Annotated in this window: 17 protein-coding genes; 10 read left to right on the top strand and 7 right to left on the bottom strand. The window is 74.7% G+C overall.

Translation table 11 applies throughout. The features are described from left to right. Positions 1–11: 11 nt before the first annotated feature. Positions 12–1,040 (bottom strand): N-acetyl-gamma-glutamyl-phosphate reductase, encoded by a 1,029-nt coding sequence (argC, locus tag AB0K51_RS13585; RefSeq protein ID WP_363453921.1) that lies wholly within the window; start codon positions 1,038–1,040, stop codon positions 12–14. A gap of 104 nt (positions 1,041–1,144) precedes the next feature. Between argC and AB0K51_RS13580 the strand changes: the two genes are divergently transcribed. Then, positions 1,145–1,924 (top strand): class I SAM-dependent methyltransferase, encoded by a 780-nt coding sequence (locus AB0K51_RS13580; protein WP_363453919.1) that lies wholly within the window; start codon positions 1,145–1,147, stop codon positions 1,922–1,924. A gap of 35 nt (positions 1,925–1,959) precedes the next feature. Here the strand turns inward: AB0K51_RS13580 and AB0K51_RS13575 are convergent, their stop codons facing one another. Together AB0K51_RS13575 and AB0K51_RS13570 are read right to left on the bottom strand one after the other, a co-directional pair. After that, a complete protein-coding gene (locus tag AB0K51_RS13575; RefSeq protein WP_363453917.1) occupies positions 1,960–3,462 on the bottom strand; it encodes a hypothetical protein in 1,503 nt (500 codons plus the stop codon). Between the two features lie 84 nt (positions 3,463–3,546). Further along, on the bottom strand, positions 3,547–3,966 hold the full coding sequence (locus AB0K51_RS13570; RefSeq protein ID WP_363453915.1) for a hypothetical protein: 420 nt from the start codon (positions 3,964–3,966) through the stop codon (positions 3,547–3,549). Positions 3,967–4,121: 155 nt separating this feature from the next. On the opposite strand from AB0K51_RS13570, the gene AB0K51_RS13565 reads away from it, so the two are divergent. Further along, a complete protein-coding gene (locus AB0K51_RS13565; RefSeq protein ID WP_363453913.1) occupies positions 4,122–5,342 on the top strand; it encodes a beta-ketoacyl-[acyl-carrier-protein] synthase family protein in 1,221 nt (406 codons plus the stop codon). A gap of 148 nt (positions 5,343–5,490) precedes the next feature. On the opposite strand, the gene AB0K51_RS13560 is transcribed toward AB0K51_RS13565, so the two are convergent. Next, positions 5,491–6,459 carry an ADP-ribosylglycohydrolase family protein gene (locus tag AB0K51_RS13560; RefSeq protein ID WP_363453911.1) on the bottom strand — a complete coding sequence of 323 codons (969 nt, stop codon included), beginning with the start codon at positions 6,457–6,459 and terminating at the stop codon, positions 5,491–5,493. 490 nt (positions 6,460–6,949) lie between these two features. Here AB0K51_RS13560 and AB0K51_RS13555 point away from each other — a divergent pair, with 490 nt between their 5' ends. Both AB0K51_RS13555 and AB0K51_RS13550 read left to right on the top strand, forming a co-directional pair. Further along, positions 6,950–8,161, top strand: a complete 1,212-nt coding sequence (locus tag AB0K51_RS13555; protein WP_363453909.1) for a methyltransferase — start codon at positions 6,950–6,952, stop codon at positions 8,159–8,161. 208 nt (positions 8,162–8,369) lie between these two features. Beyond that, a complete protein-coding gene (locus AB0K51_RS13550) occupies positions 8,370–9,314 on the top strand; it encodes a rhomboid family intramembrane serine protease (RefSeq protein WP_363453907.1) in 945 nt (314 codons plus the stop codon). An 89-nt stretch (positions 9,315–9,403) separates the two neighbouring features. Here AB0K51_RS13550 and AB0K51_RS13545 read toward each other — a convergent pair whose 3' ends face one another. Next, positions 9,404–10,783: a PLP-dependent aminotransferase family protein gene (locus AB0K51_RS13545; RefSeq protein ID WP_363453905.1), complete on the bottom strand. Its 1,380-nt coding sequence runs from the start codon at positions 10,781–10,783 to the stop codon at positions 9,404–9,406. 113 nt (positions 10,784–10,896) lie between these two features. Between AB0K51_RS13545 and AB0K51_RS13540 the strand changes: the two genes are divergently transcribed. From AB0K51_RS13540 to AB0K51_RS13525, 4 genes are all read left to right on the top strand, one after another. After that, positions 10,897–11,334 (top strand): EamA family transporter, encoded by a 438-nt coding sequence (locus tag AB0K51_RS13540; protein WP_363453903.1) that lies wholly within the window; start codon positions 10,897–10,899, stop codon positions 11,332–11,334. Next, on the top strand, positions 11,283–11,837 hold the full coding sequence (locus tag AB0K51_RS13535) for an EamA family transporter (protein WP_363453901.1): 555 nt from the start codon (positions 11,283–11,285) through the stop codon (positions 11,835–11,837). Before AB0K51_RS13540 ends, AB0K51_RS13535 begins: the two co-directional genes overlap by 52 nt. Before the next feature lie 64 nt (positions 11,838–11,901). Then, positions 11,902–12,735: a polysaccharide deacetylase family protein gene (locus AB0K51_RS13530; RefSeq protein ID WP_363453899.1), complete on the top strand. Its 834-nt coding sequence runs from the start codon at positions 11,902–11,904 to the stop codon at positions 12,733–12,735. A gap of 79 nt (positions 12,736–12,814) precedes the next feature. After that, positions 12,815–13,810, top strand: a complete 996-nt coding sequence (locus AB0K51_RS13525) for a 2-dehydropantoate 2-reductase N-terminal domain-containing protein (RefSeq protein WP_363453897.1) — start codon at positions 12,815–12,817, stop codon at positions 13,808–13,810. Positions 13,811–13,839: 29 nt separating this feature from the next. Here the strand turns inward: AB0K51_RS13525 and AB0K51_RS13520 are convergent, their stop codons facing one another. After that, positions 13,840–14,655, bottom strand: a complete 816-nt coding sequence (locus AB0K51_RS13520; RefSeq protein WP_363453895.1) for an SDR family oxidoreductase — start codon at positions 14,653–14,655, stop codon at positions 13,840–13,842. Positions 14,656–14,911: 256 nt separating this feature from the next. On the opposite strand from AB0K51_RS13520, the gene AB0K51_RS13515 reads away from it, so the two are divergent. Next, positions 14,912–15,775 (top strand): 3-hydroxybutyryl-CoA dehydrogenase, encoded by an 864-nt coding sequence (locus AB0K51_RS13515; RefSeq protein ID WP_363453893.1) that lies wholly within the window; start codon positions 14,912–14,914, stop codon positions 15,773–15,775. A 114-nt stretch (positions 15,776–15,889) separates the two neighbouring features. Here AB0K51_RS13515 and AB0K51_RS13510 read toward each other — a convergent pair whose 3' ends face one another. Beyond that, a complete protein-coding gene (locus AB0K51_RS13510) occupies positions 15,890–16,726 on the bottom strand; it encodes a chitosanase (RefSeq protein WP_363453891.1) in 837 nt (278 codons plus the stop codon). Between the two features lie 220 nt (positions 16,727–16,946). On the opposite strand from AB0K51_RS13510, the gene AB0K51_RS13505 reads away from it, so the two are divergent. Beyond that, a complete protein-coding gene (locus AB0K51_RS13505; RefSeq protein ID WP_363453889.1) occupies positions 16,947–17,435 on the top strand; it encodes a GNAT family N-acetyltransferase in 489 nt (162 codons plus the stop codon). The last annotated feature ends 209 nt before the right edge of the window (positions 17,436–17,644 follow it).

The raw sequence follows: 17,644 nt of genomic DNA, 5'->3' as shown, positions 1-17,644 counted from the left end.
CCGACCGTTCGTCACGGTGCGACTCCGTTCAGCGGAAGACCCAGCTCCTCGGGCAGCCCGAGGGCGATGTTCATGCTCTGCACCGCGCCGCCCGCGGTGCCCTTCACCAGGTTGTCGATCGCGCTGATCGCGATCACCCGCCCGGCGTGCTCGTCCAGCACCACCTGGACCAGGGCGGCGTTCGAGCCGTACACCGAGCTGGTGTGCGGCCACTGCCCCGCCGGCAGCAGGCGGACGAACGGCTCGTCCCCGTAGGCGCTCTCGTACGCGGCGCGCAGCGACTCCTGCGTGGTCCCCGGCTTCGCCTTCGCCGAGCAGGTGGCCAGGATGCCGCGCGGCATCGGCGCCAGCGTCGGCGTGAACGACACGGTCACGATCTCGCCGGCCAGGGGGGTCAGGTTCTGCGCCATCTCCGGGGTGTGCCGGTGCCCGCCGCCCACGCCGTACGGGCTCATCGAGCCCATCACCTCGCTGCCCAGCAGGTGCGGCTTGGCGGCCTTGCCCGCGCCGGAGGTCCCGGACGCCGCGACCACCACCGCCTCCGGCTCCACCAGGGCGTTCGCGTACATCGGGTACATCGCCAGCGACACCGCGGTCGGGTAGCAGCCCGGCACGGCGATCCGCTTCGCGCCCTTCAGCGCCTGCCGGTGGCCCGGCAGCTCGGGCAGCCCGTACGGCCAGGTGCCGGCGTGCGCGGAGCCGTAGAACTGCTCCCAGTCCGCCGCCGACTTCAGCCGGTGGTCCGCGCCCAGATCCACCACCAGGACGTCCTCGCCCAGCTGTGCCGCCACCTCCGCCGACTGCCCGTGCGGCAGACCGAGGAAGACGATGTCGTGCCCGCCCAGCGTCTCCGCGTTGGTCGGCTCCAGCACCCGGTCGGCCAGGCCCACCAAGTGCGGCTGCAGCGCCCCGAACCCCGTCCCGGCGTTCGATCCGCCGGTCAGCGCCCCGATCTCGACCTCCGGATGCCCCAGCAGCAGCCGCAGCACCTCGCCGCCCGCGTACCCGCTCGCCCCGGCGACGGCAACTCGCAAAGCCATGACATTCCCTCCTGAATCCCAGCATGAATATACGCACCACGGAACATTCATGCAAGGTACCCAAACGTTCGTCCACGCCCGGCTCTGCGGCCTAGCGTGTCCGCATGGAACATGACGAACAGTCAGCCCACGCCTCGTCCTTCGGGTCCGCCGCCCTCGCCTACGCCGAGCACCGCCCGGACTACGCCCGGGCGGCCGTGCGCTGGGCGCTCGACCCCGCGCCGGGCCCGCGGGTGCTCGACCTGGGCGCCGGGACGGGCAAGCTCACCGCCACGCTCGCCGCCCTCGGCATCGAGGTGACCGCCGTCGAACCCGACCCCGCGATGCTCGCCGAGCTGCGCCGCGCGCTGCCGGCCGTCCGCGCCCTGCCGGCCAGTGCGGAGGCGATCCCGCTGCCGGACGGCTCGGTGGACGCCGTGCTGGCGGGCAACGCGATGCACTGGTTCGACATGGCCGTCGCGGGCCCCGAGATCGCCCGGGTCCTCTCCCCCGGCGGCGTCCTGGCCGGGTTGTGGAACCTCCTCGACGACGAGGTCGACTGGGTCGCCGGCCTCGCCCGGGTCAGCGGCCCCGCGGCCGTCGGCCCCCGCGACACCCCGGCGGCCTGGCGTGCCGCGACCGCCGCCATGCACCTCCCGAAGACCGCCGCACCCGCCCTCTTCGGCTCCCCCGAGCAGTCCGCGTTCCCGCACGGCCAGCGCCGCACCGCCGACTCCCTCACCGCCACCCTCGCCACCCGCGCCGGCATGCTCGTCCTCCCGGAACCGGACCGCGCGGCCGCGCTGGGCCGGATCCGCGCCTACCTCGCCGGCCGCCCCGAGACCGCCCACGGCGAGTTCGCCCTGCCGATGCAGACCGGCGTCCTGCGCGTACGGCGGCTCTGACCCGCCGTCGAGTGGCACCGAAAGCGGGAGCCGGCTCACGGCATCAGGCGTTCGCGGTCCTCCTCCGGCAGTGCCGGGTTGGCTGCGGCGGCTTCGGCGACCGCCTCGTCGGGGTCGTCGAGGAGCCAGGCGAGGATCTGCGGGGGGAGGGCGGGGTGCCGGGCGGCGATCAGCTTGGCCTTGGGGTCGGAGAGACAGATCGTCAGGCTGGCCCCGTCGGCGTGCGGGTGCACGGCGACGGCCCGAAGCGCGCGGACGTTCGGGCTCTCGGCGCGGACGATCTCGGCGAGCAGTGCGGCCGTCGCCTCGGGGTTGGCCGCGATCGAGGTGGCCACCTGGCGGCCGAACCGGGCGAGCAGGTCCCGCAGCCGGGCCTCCTCCAGGCCGGGGTGCCCGGCGATGGCGCCGGCGACCTTCGCGTCCCGGTCGGCGAGCAGGGCGTCGCGGACGTCCGCCGGCAGGTCGCGCCGCTGGGCGAGCAGCACCCGCAGCCCGGGGTTGGGCGAGGCGGCCAGCTGCCGGACCTCCTCCTCGGTGGCGGCGGCGATCCGCTGCACCAGGTTCGGCCCGAGCTTGACGGTGCCGGCGAGCCGGTCCAGGACGTCCAGCGGCACGCGCGGATGGCGGGCGACCCGGCGGCGCACGTCGTCGCTGTCGTCCTCGGCGAGGACGCGCAGCAGCGGCTCGCCGACCGCCGGGTTCTCCGCGATCGTCCACCGCAGCCACGGGACGGGGTCGACGGCGAGGTGCGCGTACGCGGCGGCGTCGAGGTCGGTCCGCCGGGCGAGCTCGATCCGCAGCAGCAGGCTGGGTTCGTCCAGGTGCCGGGCGACGGCCTCGGTCGGCGCGGCGGGGTTGCCGAGCACCAGCAACCGGATGTCCTGCCGCGCCCACGCGTGGGTGCCGTCGCAGTACGCGCCGGGCGGCAGGCCGCAGTCCACGTCCTGGCAGTCGGGTGCGTGCGCCCACGGGACGGGGTGCCGCTCGCACACCGGACAGCTGCCCGCGGGCGGGCGGTCGGCCAGCAGATCGGCGAGCACGGCCGGCGGCGTGGCCTCGTTCGCGGCGGCGCCGCGCCTGACCTGCGTGGACGGGTGCGCGGCGAGCCGCGTGAGGACCGACGGGTCGACGGTGTACCAGCCGAGGTCGGCGACCACCTCCGGGTCGGCGTCCTCGGCGAGGCGCGCGGTGACGTCCGCGGGCAGCCCGGGGCAGGCGACGAGGGCCGCCCGGAGCTCCGGCAGGTCCGCGAGCCGCCGCGCCCATTCGACCGGCGCCCGGCCTTCCTCCAGCAGGGCGAGGGCCGCGCGGGGCCGGCGCTGCGGATCGACGTCCTGCGCGAGCAGCGCACCCGCGCGCGCGAGCTTCACGGCCACGTCCTCGCCGAGGGCGGCCAGCGCAGCCACCTGACCGCGCGTCAGGTCCGGCCGACCGGCCAGCTCACCGGCGAGCTCCGGATCGGCGTACTCGATCAGCCGGTCGACCGCCCGGGGCGGCAGTGCGGGGTTGACGGCCAGCCCGGCCCACAGATGGCGCACGGTTTGCATCCTGCCCCACCCGCGCCGGGTCGGCCAGGGGGTATCGCCCGTCCCGCGGCCGCCGACCGGCCCGCGGTGCGGGCGTCAGGTCCACCACTGCCGCGGCGCGGGGATCTCGCGCACGAAGACCACCGCGTCCAGCCGGTCGAGCGTCGCCGGGTCGAGGCCGAAGTAGGTGTGGTCGGCGGGCACGCGCGGGCTCAACTCCCGCGCCAGTGCGGGCACATCGAGGCGGCGCGGGTCGATGACGGTGCGCGGCTCGGGCCGGGTGGCGAGCACGCCCTCGACGGTGTCGGGGCCGGGGCGGTCCGTCTCGGCGCGGATGCCGAAGGCGGTGGCCGCGAAGGCGTAGCCGCTGCCGAGCCGGTTCTCCAGCAGCGAGCCTGCGCTCGCCCAGCGCAGGTCGTGTTCCCCGAGCGCGATCGCCGAACAACTTCGCCGCCGCGCTGCACGCCTACCTGGCCGCCGGCTGACCGGCTGCTCCCCTGACGACCGGTCAGCCAAACCTGTCAGGTCTCCACAGACCTTCCCGGCGCGACATGGTGTCGCCCGGTACCAGGCCTGGCCGGATTGCCCTGGCAGAGTCGGTATCGCCGCGCACCCCGGGCATCCGCCGGGAAGTGGATCATTGTGCGGCCACCACAAAGGGAGTGACGCCAGTGCAGCAGCAGACCGCCCCCGTCCTGGTCACCGGACTCGGGGCCACCACCCCGCTCGGCGGGACCGCCGAGGCCACCTGGGCGGCGATGCTGGCCGGGGCGAACGGCATCCGGCCGCTCGAACGGGACTGGGCCGAGGCCCTGCCGATCCGGATCGCCGGGCAGCTCGCCGTCGAACCCGCCGAGGTGCTGGACCGGGTCGAGGCCCGCCGGCTGGACCGCTGCGAGCAGCTCGCCCTGATCGCCGCCCGCGAGGCGTGGGCGGACGCCGGCGCGCCCGCCGTCGACGGGGAGCGGCTGGCGGTGGTGATCGGCACGGGGACGGGCGGGGCACTCACCCTGCTCGGGCAGAACGACGTGCTGGAGCGTTCCGGGGTGCGCAAGGTCTCGCCGCACACCGTCCCGATGCTGATGGCCAACGGGCCCGCCGCGTGGGTCTCCATCGACCTCGGCGCCCGGGCCGGCGCCCACACCCCCGTCAGCGCCTGCGCCTCGGGCGCGGAGGCGATCGCCCTCGGCCTCGACCTGATCCGCCTCGGCCGGGCCGACGTGGTGATCGCCGGCGGCACCGAGGCGTGCCTGCACCCGCTGCCGCTGGCCGGGTTCGCCCAGGCCCGCGCGCACTCGCTGCGCAACGACGACCCGGCCCACGCCTCCCGCCCGTTCGACCTGGACCGGGACGGCTTCGTGATCGGCGAGGGCGCCGCCGTCCTGGTGCTGGAACGCGCCTCCCACGCGGCGGGCCGCCGCGCCTACGCCGCGCTCGCCGGAGCCGCCGTCACCTCGGACGCGCACCACATCACCGCCGGCCACCCCGACGGCCAGGCCCGGGCGATGCGCCGCGCCCTCGCCGACGCCGCGCTGCCCGCCGAGGCGATCGGGCTGGTCCACGCCCACGCCACCTCGACCCCCAAGGGCGACCTCACCGAGGCCGACAGCCTCGGCCGCGTCTTCGGCCCCCACCGCCCCGCCGTCACCGCCACCAAGTCCATGACCGGCCACCTCTTCGGCGCCGCCGGCTCGTTGGCCGCCCTGGCCACCGTCCGCGCCCTCCACGACGGCCTCGCCCCCGCCATCCGCAACCTCGCCCACCCCGACCCCGCAGCCGCGCTCGACCTCATCACCACCACCCCCCGCCCCCTCACCACCCGCGCCGCCCTCACCAACGCCTTCGGCTTCGGCGGCCACAACGCCAGCCTGGTCTTCACCACCGCCGACTGACGCCCCACCACATCCGACGCGGCCCTCCCCTCACACCGCGCCCGCCGAACGGTGGTACGTGATCGCCCTCAGCCTCAGCGCCTGGTCCGCTCCTCGCCGCCCACTACCACCGCCGCCGCACCCCTGCAGCACCAGTACTGACGATGCGTCAGTTCACCCGCCCGGCTTCCGGATCCAGCGCCGCAGCGAGCCGGGTCAACTCCCCGACCCGCAGCACGCGCCCGGTCGGCGGCAGCGGAACGTGCAACGGCGCCAACCAGCGCGCCGGAATCGCCGCCCGGCCGTACCGCGCACCGGCCAGACCGCCCGTCACCGCAGCGGTGGTGTCGGTGTCACCGCCGAGGTCGATGACCGCGCGCAGGGCGTCGGCGAAGTTGCCGGTGGTGCGCAGCGCCCAGACGGCGGAGCCGAGGCAGGGCCAGACCGCCCCGTTCGCCTCGGTGGCCCGGCTGGGATCCCAGTCCGACGCGAGCACCCGCGCGTAGCGCTCGCGGTGTTCGTCCCGGACGGCGGCGAGCGCGGCGGGCAGGGCGTCGACCGGATCCTCGCCGTCGAGGGCGACCCGGACCAGCTCGTGGTAGATCGCCGTGCCCTCCCACGCGGCGCCGTCCCCGTGGGTGAGCGCGGTGATCTGCCGGGCCGCCGCCATGGTCTTCTCACGGCCCTCCGGCGCGAACCGGACGGCGGCGGTGGTGGCCCGCATCAGCGCACCGTTTCCGGCGGCGCGCAGTTCGTTGTTGAAGTGGACGGCGGCGGCGAGGTCCCAGGGCAGTCCGCTGGTGAGGACGTACTCGGTCTGGATGCCGATGTCCTTGGGCTCACCGGCCGCCCACGCCCGGAATCGCGCGAAGACGTCCGGCAGGTCGAGCCCGCCCGCGTCGACGAGTGACTCGCCGAGGTGCACGGCCATCTGCGTGTCGTCCGTGGCCTCTCCGGGTTCCCACCCGCCGCCCCCGCACATCTCCGACTCACCCGGACCGTCCGCGTCCGCCGGGTCCGCCACCGGCGGGAACCGCGCGCCGAACATCCCGGCCGGCCCGAACTCGAAGGGTGCCCCCAACGCGTCACCGACGGCGGAACCGAGCACCGCACCGGCCACCCGTTCGAACCTGTCCATCCGCCCGCTCCCTCCGGTGTCCGGGCCACGATGATCCACCACCGCCCGGGGCAACCAGGCGGGAGGGTGTCCGGCTCAGGGGGCTGGCTGACGGGCCGTCCGCAGGCGGGGCGACGCCAGGCCCGCGCTTGCGGTCGCGCAGCCGAGGGCGGCGCACAGGGCGGTGGCGGGGCCGGTCGTCGCGGTCAGCCGGCCGAGGGTCACGCCAGCGCCGCGTCGCCCACCAGCGACACCCGCGTCCCGGCCAGCCAGTACACATAGCGGCGGGCCAGCCGCCCGGGCTCGCCTGCCCCCGCGACGACCTCATCGACGACAGGTGATCTCGTGGCGGCCGACCCCGGGACCCCCGACCTGGTCGAGGTCCACCGCCGAGGTCAGCCGCTGGCGTCCAGTGCCGCGGCCCGGTGACGGACCGTCAGCTGCCCGCGGGGCCTCGCATGCCCCGCCACCAGCCCTTCTCGCCGCCGCGCTCCGCTAGCCTGGAGGCACGATGAACCTCTTCACCACCGCCTGGGGCGAGCTCGAGCTGGCCCGGTTCCCCGTGAGTCCGCGCGAGCAACTGCGCGCCTGGGACGCCGCCGACGAGTACCTGCTCCGCCACCTGCACGGGCCGGACGGCGCCGCCCCCGTGCCGCTGGACGGGACGGTGGTGGTGCTAGGCGACCGCTGGGGCACCCTCACCACCGCGCTCACCATCGCCCTGACCAGCGCAGACGCCGCTGACGCCGCAGACGCCGCAGGCACCCGCACGGACGCCACGGTGACGCTGGTCACCGACTCCTACCTGGCGACCCGCGCCACCGCCGCCAACCTGGAGCGCAACAAGGCGGACACGGACCGGGTCCGGCTGCTCACCACCCAGGACGCGCCGCCGCCGCGGATCGACGTCCTGCTGGTCCGGGTGCCGAAGAGCCTGGCGCTGTTGGAGGACCAGCTGCACCGCCTCGCGCCGTCGCTGCACGCGGGCACGGTGGTGGTCGGCGCCGGCATGGTGACGGAGATCCACACCTCCACGCTCCAGCTGTTCGAGCGGCTGCTCGGCCCGACCCGCACCTCCCTGGCGGTGCGCAAGGCCCGGCTGATCCACACCACGCCGGACCCGGAGCTCGTGCGGGCCGCCAACCCGTGGCCGCTGCGCTACCGGCTGCCGGACGGCATCGGCGTGTTGTCGGACCGTCAGGTCGCCAACCAGGCGGGCGTGTTCTGCGCCGACCGGCTCGACATCGGCACCCGGTTCTTCCTCCAGCACCTGCCCGAACTGCGCGCCGGGCAGCGGGTGGTGGACCTCGGCTGCGGCAACGGCATCGTCGGCACGGCCGCCGCGCTGGCCGAGCCGCAGGCCGAACTCCTCTTCCTCGACGAGTCGTTCCAGGCCGTGGCGTCCGCCGAGGAGACCTTCCGCGGCAACCTCGGGCCGGACGCGAAGGCCGACTTCCAGGTCGGCGACGGCCTCGCCGACGTGCCCTCCGCCTCGGCGGACGTGGTGCTCCTCAACCCGCCGTTCCACTCCCACCAGGCCACCACCGACGCGATCGCCTGGCGGATGTTCACCGGCGCCCGCCGCGTGCTGCGCCCGGGCGGCGAGCTCCGGGTGGTCGGCAACCGCCACCTCGCCTACCACGTGAAGCTCCGCCGGATCTTCGGCAACTCCCGCCTGGTGGCGGGCAACCCGAAGTTCGTGGTGCTCAGCGCCGTCCGCTGACCGCCCCCGAGAAGCGCCCCGGGACGAGCTGCCCAAGGAGCGCGGCCCATAGCGCAGAGGCGCTGAGCTGCACGTCGATCGGCCACCCCGCCGTTCACCCGTCCGCGCGATGCCCTAGGGTGAGCGCCGTTTCGCCGCGGACCTCCGGTCGGTGGCCGGTCCGGCGTCGGACCTGGCCTGGCGGCGCCGTCAAGGGGAGGGCCTTGCCATGGACGCCACGCACGCCGCCGAGGGGGCACCCGCTCCCGAGGCGCAGCCGCAGACCTGTTTCCGGCACCCGGACCGCGAGTCGTACGTGCGGTGCACCCGCTGCGACCGCAACGTCTGCCCGGACTGCCGCAAGGACGCCGCGGTCGGATACCAGTGCGTGGAGTGCGTGAAGTCCGGGCACCAGAGCGTGCGGCAGGCCCGGACGGCGTTCGGCGGGCGGATCAGCGCGACGCCGTGGGCGACCATCGTACTGATCGCGCTGAACGTGATCGCCTACCTGCTGGAGCTGGCCCGCCCGGAGATCGTCGACCACTTCGACGTGCTGGGCACCGCGCTGCTCGGTCCGGACGGGCAGCACTACGTCAACAACCTCCCGTACACCCCGTCGGGCTTCACCGCCATCGGCGTGGCGCACGGCGAGTGGTACCGGCTGATCACCGGCACCTTCCTGCACCTGCAGCCCACCTCCGGGCTGTTCGGGATCACCCACATCCTGTTCAACATGTACTGGCTGTGGATACTCGGCCGGGTGGTGGAGGAGCGCCTCGGCGTGCTCCGTTTCAGCGCGCTGTACCTGCTCTCCGGTCTCGGCGGCTCGGTCTTCGCCTACCTGGTCGCGCCCACCCAGCCCTCGCTGGGCGCGTCCGGCGCGATCTTCGGCCTGGCCGGCGGCTACTTCGTGCTGAGCCGCCGGATGCACTACGACCCGCTCGGCGGAAGCCAGTTGATGGTCACCTTCGTGATCTGGATGGTCATCTCGGCGGGCTTCACCTCCTGGGAGGGCCACCTCGGCGGCCTGGTCACCGGCCTGACCACCGGCTACGCGCTGGCCTACGCGCCGCGGCAGCAGCGCAACGCGGTCCAACTGGTCGGCGTCGTCCTGGTGTTCGCCTTCCTGGCCGCCCTGGCCGTACTCAAGACCACGGCCCTGAACAGCCCCTGACACACCCACCCTCAGCCGGGCACAGCCGCACGCACCATCAGCCGGGCACGGCCGCACGCACCGTCAGCCGAGCACAGCCGCAAGCACCCTCAGCCGAGCACGGCGGCGGCCGCCGCCCCGAGCAGCGCCGCCGCCTGTGCCAGCCGCTGCTCGGCGACGCCCGCGTAGCCGAGGGCGATCGCCCCGGGCCCGGGGGTGATCCGGCTCGGCGCGACCGCGGCGACCCGCACCCCGCGGCGCAGCGCGGCGGCCACCAGCGCGGCTTCGTCGAGCCCGTCGGGGAGCTCCGCGTACAGGTGCAACCCGGCGGCGACGCCGCGTAGTTCGACCTGCGGCAGGTGGACGCCGAGGGCGGTGACCAGCGCGTCGCGACGGGCCCGGTAGCGGGGGCGGACGGCGCGCAGGTGCCGGTCGTAGCCGCCGCTCTCCAGCAGTGCGGCGAAGGCGAGTTGGTCGACCGCCCCGGTGCCGAGGTCGGCGTACCGCTTGGCCTCCCGGAACTCCGCGGCGAGCCGGCCCGGCAGGACCGCCCAGCCGAGCCGCAGCCCGGGCGCCAGGGTCTTGCTGAGCGAGCCGAGGTAGACGGTCCGCTCCACCGCCAACCCCTGGACGGCGCCCACGGGTTCGCGGTCGTAGCGGAACTCGGCGTCGTAGTCGTCCTCGATCACCAGCCCGCCGGCCCGCGCCCAGGCGGCGAGTTCGGTGCGCCGCCGCGCGGACAGCACCACCCCGGTCGGATACTGGTGCGCCGGGGTGACCAGCACCGCGTCCGCGCCGCTCGCCGCCAACTCGCGCACCATCAGGCCCTCTTCGTCGACCGGCACACCGATCGGGTCGACCCCGTGGGCGCGCAGCAGCTCCACCGCGCCGGGCGAACCGGGGTCCTCCACCGCGATCCGCCGGTACCCGTGCCCGGCCAGCACCCCGACCAACAGCGACAGGCTCTGCCCGACACCCGCCACCACCATCGTCCGCTCCACCCCGGCGGCCACCGCCCGCACCCGGCCCAGGTAGGACGCCAACTCCCCGCGCAGCCGCGGCAGTCCGGCCGGGTCCCCGTACCCGAGATCCCGGTGGGGCGCCGTCTGCAGCGCCCGCCGCACCGCCGCCGCCCACGCCGCCCGCGGGAACAGCCCGAGGTCGGGCGTCCCCGGCATCAGGTCGTACGCGGGCACCGCCGCCTCCGGGGCCACCGGCCCGTCCGCCCGCGCACCGCCGACCCCCGCCGCGACCCGGGTCCCGGAACCCTGGCGCCCCACCAGGTAGCCCTCCGCGGCCAGTTGCTCGTACGCCTCGACCACCACGCCGCGCGAGACGCCGAGTTCGGCGGCGAGCACCCGCGTCGCCGGCAGCCGCGCCCCGGCCGCCAACCGCCCGTCCCGGACCGCCTCCCGCAGCGCCCGGGTGAGCTGCCCGGTGAGCTCACCGCGCCCGTGGTCCAGCACGATCAGCAGCTCACGCACCCGCATCCACCCGCCCTCTCCACCGACCGCGGACCGTCCGGGCCCCGCCGAATTGGTCCTCTCCACCGGACGCCGACTGGTCCTGGGAACCGGACCACCCGTTGCCTAGCGTGACAGACATGCCGCCCACCCCCATCCCCTCCCCGGCCCCCGCGACGGCCGGCGCGCTGCGTGCCGCCGCCGCGATGACCCTGCTCGGCTGCTCGACCGGCGTCACCGCCGCCTTCAGCGCGTACCCGGTCGCCGCCGGTCAGGCCCTGCGCTACACGCTGGCCGCCGCGGTGCTGCTCCCGCTGGCCCGCCGCCAGGGCCCGCTGCCCGGCCGGCTGACGGGCCGGGAACTCGGCCTGCTGCTCGCGCTGGCCGCGACCGGGCTGCTCGCCTTCAACCTGCTGCTGGTGACCGCCCTGCGGCACACGGACGCCGCGGTGGTCGGCAGCGTCGTCGGCTGCACCCCGCTGCTGCTCGGCGTGCTCGGCCCGCTGCTGGCCCGCCGTCGGCCGCGGTGGTCGTGGTCGGCGCCGCGCTCACCCAGGGCTACGGCTCCGGCGACCTGACCGGCCTGCTCTGCGCCACCGGCACCCTGCTCTGCGAGGCCGCCTTCTCGCTGCTCGCCGTCCCGCTGCTGCCCCGCCTCGGCCCGGTCCGGGTCTCCGCCTACACCACCGCCCTCGCCGTCCCGCTGTTCGCCGTCGCCGCCCTGCTCTCCCCCGGCCCGCTGCGCGCACCCACCACCGCCGAGGTCCTCGCGCTGCTCTACCTCGCCCTCCCGCTGACCTGCGGCGCGTTCCTGCTCTGGTACTCCGCGCTGACCCGCCTCACCCCGGACCACGCGGGCCTGTACGGCGGTCTGCTCCCGCTCACCGCCACCCTGTCCGGTGCCCTCCTCACCTCCGTCACGCCCACACCCGTCCAGTTCCTCGGCGCCGCCCTGGTCACCCTGGCCCTGCTGGCCGGGCCCACCCGGACGCCGCCCGCACCGGCCGCGCCCCGCCCCGCTCCCGTGCCGCCCGACACCCCGTCAGCCGCGTCAGCCGAACCCGCGGCGCCCGTCGCCTGAACGCCACTCGTCCGGGGGCGGGCGTTTGTATGCGGGTCGACAACTGCGCATAGGGTGGGCGGCGATGACTGTCGACCGGCGCAGCGTGCTGCGTTCCACCGCCCGGCTCGCCGCGCTCACCGCGGCGGGCGGCCTCGTCGCGGCCTGCGGCGACGCCTCCGACCACGCGACCGCCGAGGCCTCCTCGATGGCGGCCCGCCCGCAGCCGACGCACCTGGCCGAATCGCCGGAGCCGGTCACGCCGAGCCCCAGCCCGACGCCGACGGCGACCTTCGCGCTGCCGCCGCTCGCGGCGGGCACCCCGGAGGAGGTGGTGACGGGGCCGCGCACCCGGCCGAACGTCGCGCTGACCTTCCACGGCCAGGGCGACCCGGCGATCGCCACCGCGCTGCTGACCGCCGCCGAGCAGCGCGGAGCCCGGCTGACCGTCCTCGCGGTCGGCAGCTGGCTGGACCAGCAGCCGCAGATGGCGGAGCGGATCCTGTCCGGCGGCCACGAGCTCGGCAACCACACCCAGAACCACCTGGACATCTCCTCGATGCGCCCGCAGCAGGCGCACGACGAGATAGCGCAGTGCGCGGAGCGCCTGAACCGGCTGACCGGTTCGATCGGCCGCTGGTTCCGCCCCTCGGCGACCCAGTTCGCCAACGCGATGATCCGCGAGCAGGCCCGGCAGGTCGGCTACCAGCACGTCCTGTCCTTCGACATCGACCCGCACGACTACGCCGACCCCGGCGCCGAGGCGGTGCAGAACCGGGTGCTGAAGGCGGCCGGCCCCGGCTCGGTGGTCGCCCTGCACATGGGCCACCCGGGCACCGTCACCGCCCTCCCGGTGATCCTGGACGCCCTGGCCGCCAAGGGCCTGCACGCCGTCACCGCCTCCGAGCTCTGCGCCTGACCACCCCGCCGGCGCCGCCCGCCCGCCCCCGCCTGACCCGCCGTCACCTGCCGACCGGGCCGCATGCCATGCTCACCCCATGCGCTATGTGATCCTCGGCGCCGGCGCGGTCGGCGGCACCATCGGCGGACGGCTCCACCAGAGCGGCCGCGACGTCGTCCTGGTCGCCCGCGGCGCCCACCTGGCCACGCTGCGCGCGGACGGTCTGCGGCTGACCACGCCCGACGGCGCGCACCGGCTGCCCGTCCCGGCGGTCGGCGGGCCGGACGAGCTCGACCTGACGCCCGAGGACGTGCTGGTCCTCGCCGTGAAGACCCAGCACACCACCGCCCTGCTGGACCAGTGGGCGCCCCGACCGGTGGCCGGTGGCGGCACCGCGGCCGAGCGGCTGCCGGTGGTCTGCGCGCAGAACGGCGTCGCCAACGAGCGCCTGGCGCTGCGCCGCTTCGCCCGGGTGTACGGGATGTGCGTGTGGCTGCCGTCCACCCACCTGGAGACGGGCCGGGTCTCCGCGGCGGGCACCCCGTGCTCCGGCGTGCTGCACGTGGGCCGGTACCCGCAGGGGCGGGACGCCACCGCCGAGCGGATCGCGGCGGACCTGGCCGACTCGTACTTCGACGCGCCGGTCAGCGGGCGGGTGATGGAGTGGAAGTACGCCAAGCTGCTCGGCAACCTCGGCAACGCGCTGGAGGCGGTGGCCGGGCCGATCGACGGCGAGCTGCGCGAGGCCGTGTGGCAGCGGGTGCAGGCCGAGGGCCGGGCGGTGCTGGCCGCCGCGGGCATCGACCACACGTCCGCGGAGGAGCAGCGCCGGGTGCGCGGGGAGCGGATCGTCCTGCAGCCGCTGGCGGGCGAGGAGCGCGGCGGCGGCTCGTCCTGGCAGAGCCTGAAGCGCGGCACCGGTGACATCGAGGCGGACTACCTGAACGGCGAGGTGGTCCTGCTCGGGCGCCTGCACGGCGTCCCGACCCCGTTGAACGCGGCCCTGCAGCAGCTGGCCGGCGCCTTCGCCCGCGAGGGCCGCGCCCCCGGCACCCTCCCCGAGTCCGAGCTCGCCGCGCTGCTGCGGCCCTGACGGGCCGCCACCGCCGCGCCGACGCCCCGTCACGCCATCGGGTCGTCCGGACCGTACGGGCGCAGCCGCAGCGTCCGGGCGTCGGCGGCGCGGATCTCGGCGGCGGAGGCCACCAGCGTCTCCAGGTTGTCGCGTCCGGCGTGCAGGAAGCGCCCGTGCAGCCCGTCGAACCGGCCGCGGGCGGCGTCCACGGTGACCGCGACCATGTACGGGATGGAGCCCCAGGCCTTCATGTCGCGGAACATCGGCATGCCGGCGGTCATGTCGGTGGCGACCGCGCCGGGGCTGATGTCGAGCACCACGACGCCGTGCCGGCCGACCGAGTCGGCGATGTTGTCGGTGAGCTTCAGCAGTGCGCCCTTGGAGGTGGCGTACGCGGTGTAGTTGCCGTCGGGGCGCAGCGCGAAGCCGCTGTTGAGGTTGATCACCCGGCCGCGGCGGCGTTCGACCATGCCGGGCAGCACGTGCCGCAGCAGGTTGTACGGGCCGCGCAGGTTGGTCTCCACCACCTGCCACCACTGGGCGGGGTCGGTCTCCCAGATCGGGGTCTCGTCGCGGTCGACCTGCCCGGCGTTGTTGATCAGCAGGTCGACCGGGCCGAGGTCGCGTTCGACGGCGCGGACGGCCTCCCGGACGGCGCCCGGGCGGGTGACGTCGGCGGTGACGGCGACGCCGCGGGCGCCGTGCCGGACGCACTGCTTCAGGGTGTCGATCAGCCTGTCGTGGGTGCGGCCGACCAGTCCGACGGACATCCCCTCGGCGGCCAGTCCGATGGCGATCTCCCGGCCGATGCCGCGCCCCGCACCCGTGATCAGCCCCACCTGCCCGGCCAGCGATCCCGTCATCTGCGTGCTCCCTCCTCGGCGGAACCCTCGCATTCTGTCCGCTGGCCGGGGGCGCACGGGGAGCGCGCGCGGCGTACGGGGCACCGTCACCCGTTCGGCGCAGTGGCCGACCTGCCGCGGCCGGGAGCGAGGCGGCGTGAACGGGCGTTAAGCGGAGTAGTACCGTCGTCCGGGCGACTGCTCGGCCGCACCAGGCCGAACGGTTCGCCGACACACCCGGCTGGGCCACCCCCAGCACCACGTGAAGGGCAACTGAGTGAGTGACATCGCGCGCGTCGGAGTAGTCGGCTGCGGCCTCATGGGGTCGGGCATCGCCGAGGTCTTCGCCCGTTCCGGGCTGGAGGTGCTGGTCTCCGAGGCCAGCGGCGAGGCGCTGGAGCTGGGCCGGACCCGGCTGACCAACTCCCTGGAGACCGCTGTCAGGCGCGGCAAGCTGTCCGAGGAGGAGCGCGACGAGGCGCTGTCCCGACTGTCCTTCACCACCGAGCTCTCCGACTTCCACGACCGCGACCTGGTGGTCGAGGCCGTCGCCGAGCGCGAGGACATCAAGGTCAAGATCTTCGAGACCCTGGACCAGGTGATCACCCGCCGGGACGCGCTGCTCGCCTCCAACACCTCCTCCATCCCGATCGTGAAGCTGGCCGCCGCCACCACCCGCCCCGAGCAGGTGATCGGCCTGCACTTCTTCAACCCGGCGCCGGTGCAGAAGCTGGTCGAGGTGATCCCCACCCTGACCACCTCCGCCGAGACCACCTCCCGGGCCGAGCAGTTCGCGATCCAGGTGCTCGGCAAGGAGCCGATCCGCGCCCGCGACCGGGCCGGCTTCGTGGTCAACGCCCTGCTGGTCCCGTACCTGCTCTCCGCGGTCCGGATGTTCGAGACGGGCGTCGCCACCGCCGCCGACATCGACAAGGGCATGGAGGCCGGCTGCGCCCACCCGATGGGTCCGCTGCGCCTGTGCGACCTGATCGGCCTGGACACCATCGTCTCCATCGCCGACTCGATGTACGAGGAGTACAAGGAGCAGCTGTACGCCGCCCCGCCGCTGCTGTCCCGGATGGTCGACGCGGGCCTGCTCGGCCGCAAGTCCGGCCGCGGCTTCTACGACTACACCGCCTGACGGACCGTCAACGCACTGCGGCCGCCCCCACGCGTCGTGGGAGGCGGCCGCAGTGCGTCCGTGCCCGGCCCGGCGTCACCCGCGAGCACCGGGCCGGACGTTCCGGGGGGGTGACTAGCTGTTGATCTGGTACGGGTCGCCGTAGACCTTCCACTTCAGCGGCGGGTTCAGGTCGAAGTTCTTGGCGTTGACGAACACCAGCTGCTCGGTGTCGACGCGGCTGGTGTCCGCGTGCGCCTCCTCCTTCTTCATGACGACCTTGCGGGCGTCCATGAACGCCTTCAGGTAGGTCGCCTCGTCGCCACCCTGGGCGGGGGTCTTGGCCTTCTTCATCGCCGCCGCGCGGATGCCGCCGAAGCTGTCCGAGTCGGTGCCCGGGCCGTGCATCACGATCGCGTCGTAGTAGATGAACTGGCCGAGCGCCCGCAGGCCGTCCGACTTGCCCTGGCGCACCGCCGGGTTGAAGTACACCCGGTCGCGCTCGTCGTTCTGCGCCTGCTGGAAGACGGTGTCCTTCGCGGCGGTCGCCCAGTCCTTGGTGAACGCCGAGCCCAGGCCGCTGTGCGAGGCGGAGCCGTTCACCTTCTTCAGGGCCGGCAGGTACTTGGCCAGGATGTTGCCCGGCTTCAGGTCCGTGTAGTGCTGCACCAGTTCCAGCATGTCGCCGGTCCCGGAGCAGAAGCCGATGATGCCGGCGGTGTAGCCGCGGCCGTCACCGATGTCCTCGATGTACTTGTACTGCGCCTTCCAGTCCAGCGAGGAGTTCTCGGCCGAGGAGACCAGCTCCATGGCGATCTCCTTCTTGTGCGCGTCGTCCAGGCCGACGCCGGCCACCGCGCTCACCGGGGCGGCGTTCGCGACGCCGACACCGGCGACCGTGACCGGGAGGGCGGCGATCAGGACCGCGAGAGCGGCCCGGGTGGTGCGGGAGGTACGGTGCTTGCTGCCCATCTGACGCTCCGTCTGCCGGGCTGCGGGCATGGGGGTGCCCGCAGGGAGTGGGGGTGGGAAAGCTTGCGTTAGGAAACTTTCCTAACCAGGATTGAACCGTCAGTTCCCCGCCACCGCAAGGCCCTTGGCCCGATCTGTCAGGTACTCAACATACGTCGGCGGTCGCCGCCGCCACGCAAATCGCTCGCCCCACGGGCCGTTCGCAGGCATCCTGGGCCGAATGCAGATCCGCACCGCCACCGCCGCCGACTGGCCCGCCGTCTGGCCGTTCTTCCACCGCATCACCGCCGCCGGGGAGACCTTCACCTACCCCGCCGACCTCACCGCCGACACCGCCCGCGACTGGTGGATGCTCCCCGCCCCCCACCGCACCGTCGTCGCCACCCTCGACGACGGCACCCTCGTCGGCACCGCCAAGATGAACAACAACCAGTGGGGCAACGGCAACCACGTCGCCAGCGCCAGCTTCATGGTCGACCCCGACCACGCCGGCCGCGGCATCGGCCGCGCCCTCTGCGAACACACCCTCGACTGGGCCCGCGAAGCCGGCTACCGCGCCATCCAGTTCAACGCCGTCGTCGCCACCAACACCCCCGCGATCCGCCTCTACCAGTCCCTCGGCTTCACCATCCTCGGCACCGTCCCCGAAGGCTTCCACCACCCCCGCCACGGCTACGTCGGCCTCCACATCATGCACCGCCCCCTGTAACGCCCCACCAGACCGCTCCCCGCGAGACCACGCCCCGCCAAGACGCGCCCCGCCAGGGGCGCGAGGAACTGCGCGAGCAACCCCTCCCCCACCGCCAGATCGCGCCCACCAGCAACTCCCCCACCCCCGTAGCGCCCACCCCCAAACCGAAAGGGCCCCGCCAGACGGAAGAACCGTCCACCGGGGCCCCAGGCGCATCGCCTGACGTC

This window comes from Kitasatospora sp. NPDC049285, from assembly GCF_040678815.1.
GTDB lineage: Bacteria > Actinomycetota > Actinomycetes > Streptomycetales > Streptomycetaceae > Kitasatospora.
The sequence above is the reverse complement of the archived record's forward strand: the minus strand, read 5'-3'. Positions and strand labels throughout refer to the sequence as shown.

Excerpts from the sequence above, each read along its gene's own strand:
- argC (WP_363453921.1), bottom strand. The coding sequence starts at position 1,040 with ATGGCTTTGCGAGTTGCCGTCGCCGGGGCGAGCGGGTACGCGGGCGGC.
- AB0K51_RS13580 (WP_363453919.1), top strand. The coding sequence starts at position 1,145 with ATGGAACATGACGAACAGTCAGCCCACGCCTCGTCCTTCGGGTCCGCC.
- AB0K51_RS13560 (WP_363453911.1), bottom strand. The coding sequence starts at position 6,459 with ATGGACAGGTTCGAACGGGTGGCCGGTGCGGTGCTCGGTTCCGCCGTC.
- AB0K51_RS13555 (WP_363453909.1), top strand. The coding sequence starts at position 6,950 with ATGAACCTCTTCACCACCGCCTGGGGCGAGCTCGAGCTGGCCCGGTTC.
- AB0K51_RS13550 (WP_363453907.1), top strand. The coding sequence starts at position 8,370 with ATGGACGCCACGCACGCCGCCGAGGGGGCACCCGCTCCCGAGGCGCAG.
- AB0K51_RS13545 (WP_363453905.1), bottom strand. The coding sequence starts at position 10,783 with ATGCGGGTGCGTGAGCTGCTGATCGTGCTGGACCACGGGCGCGGTGAG.
- AB0K51_RS13540 (WP_363453903.1), top strand. The coding sequence starts at position 10,897 with ATGCCGCCCACCCCCATCCCCTCCCCGGCCCCCGCGACGGCCGGCGCG.
- AB0K51_RS13530 (WP_363453899.1), top strand. The coding sequence starts at position 11,902 with ATGACTGTCGACCGGCGCAGCGTGCTGCGTTCCACCGCCCGGCTCGCC.
- AB0K51_RS13525 (WP_363453897.1), top strand. The coding sequence starts at position 12,815 with ATGCGCTATGTGATCCTCGGCGCCGGCGCGGTCGGCGGCACCATCGGC.
- AB0K51_RS13520 (WP_363453895.1), bottom strand. The coding sequence starts at position 14,655 with ATGACGGGATCGCTGGCCGGGCAGGTGGGGCTGATCACGGGTGCGGGG.
- AB0K51_RS13510 (WP_363453891.1), bottom strand. The coding sequence starts at position 16,726 with ATGGGCAGCAAGCACCGTACCTCCCGCACCACCCGGGCCGCTCTCGCG.
- AB0K51_RS13505 (WP_363453889.1), top strand. The coding sequence starts at position 16,947 with ATGCAGATCCGCACCGCCACCGCCGCCGACTGGCCCGCCGTCTGGCCG.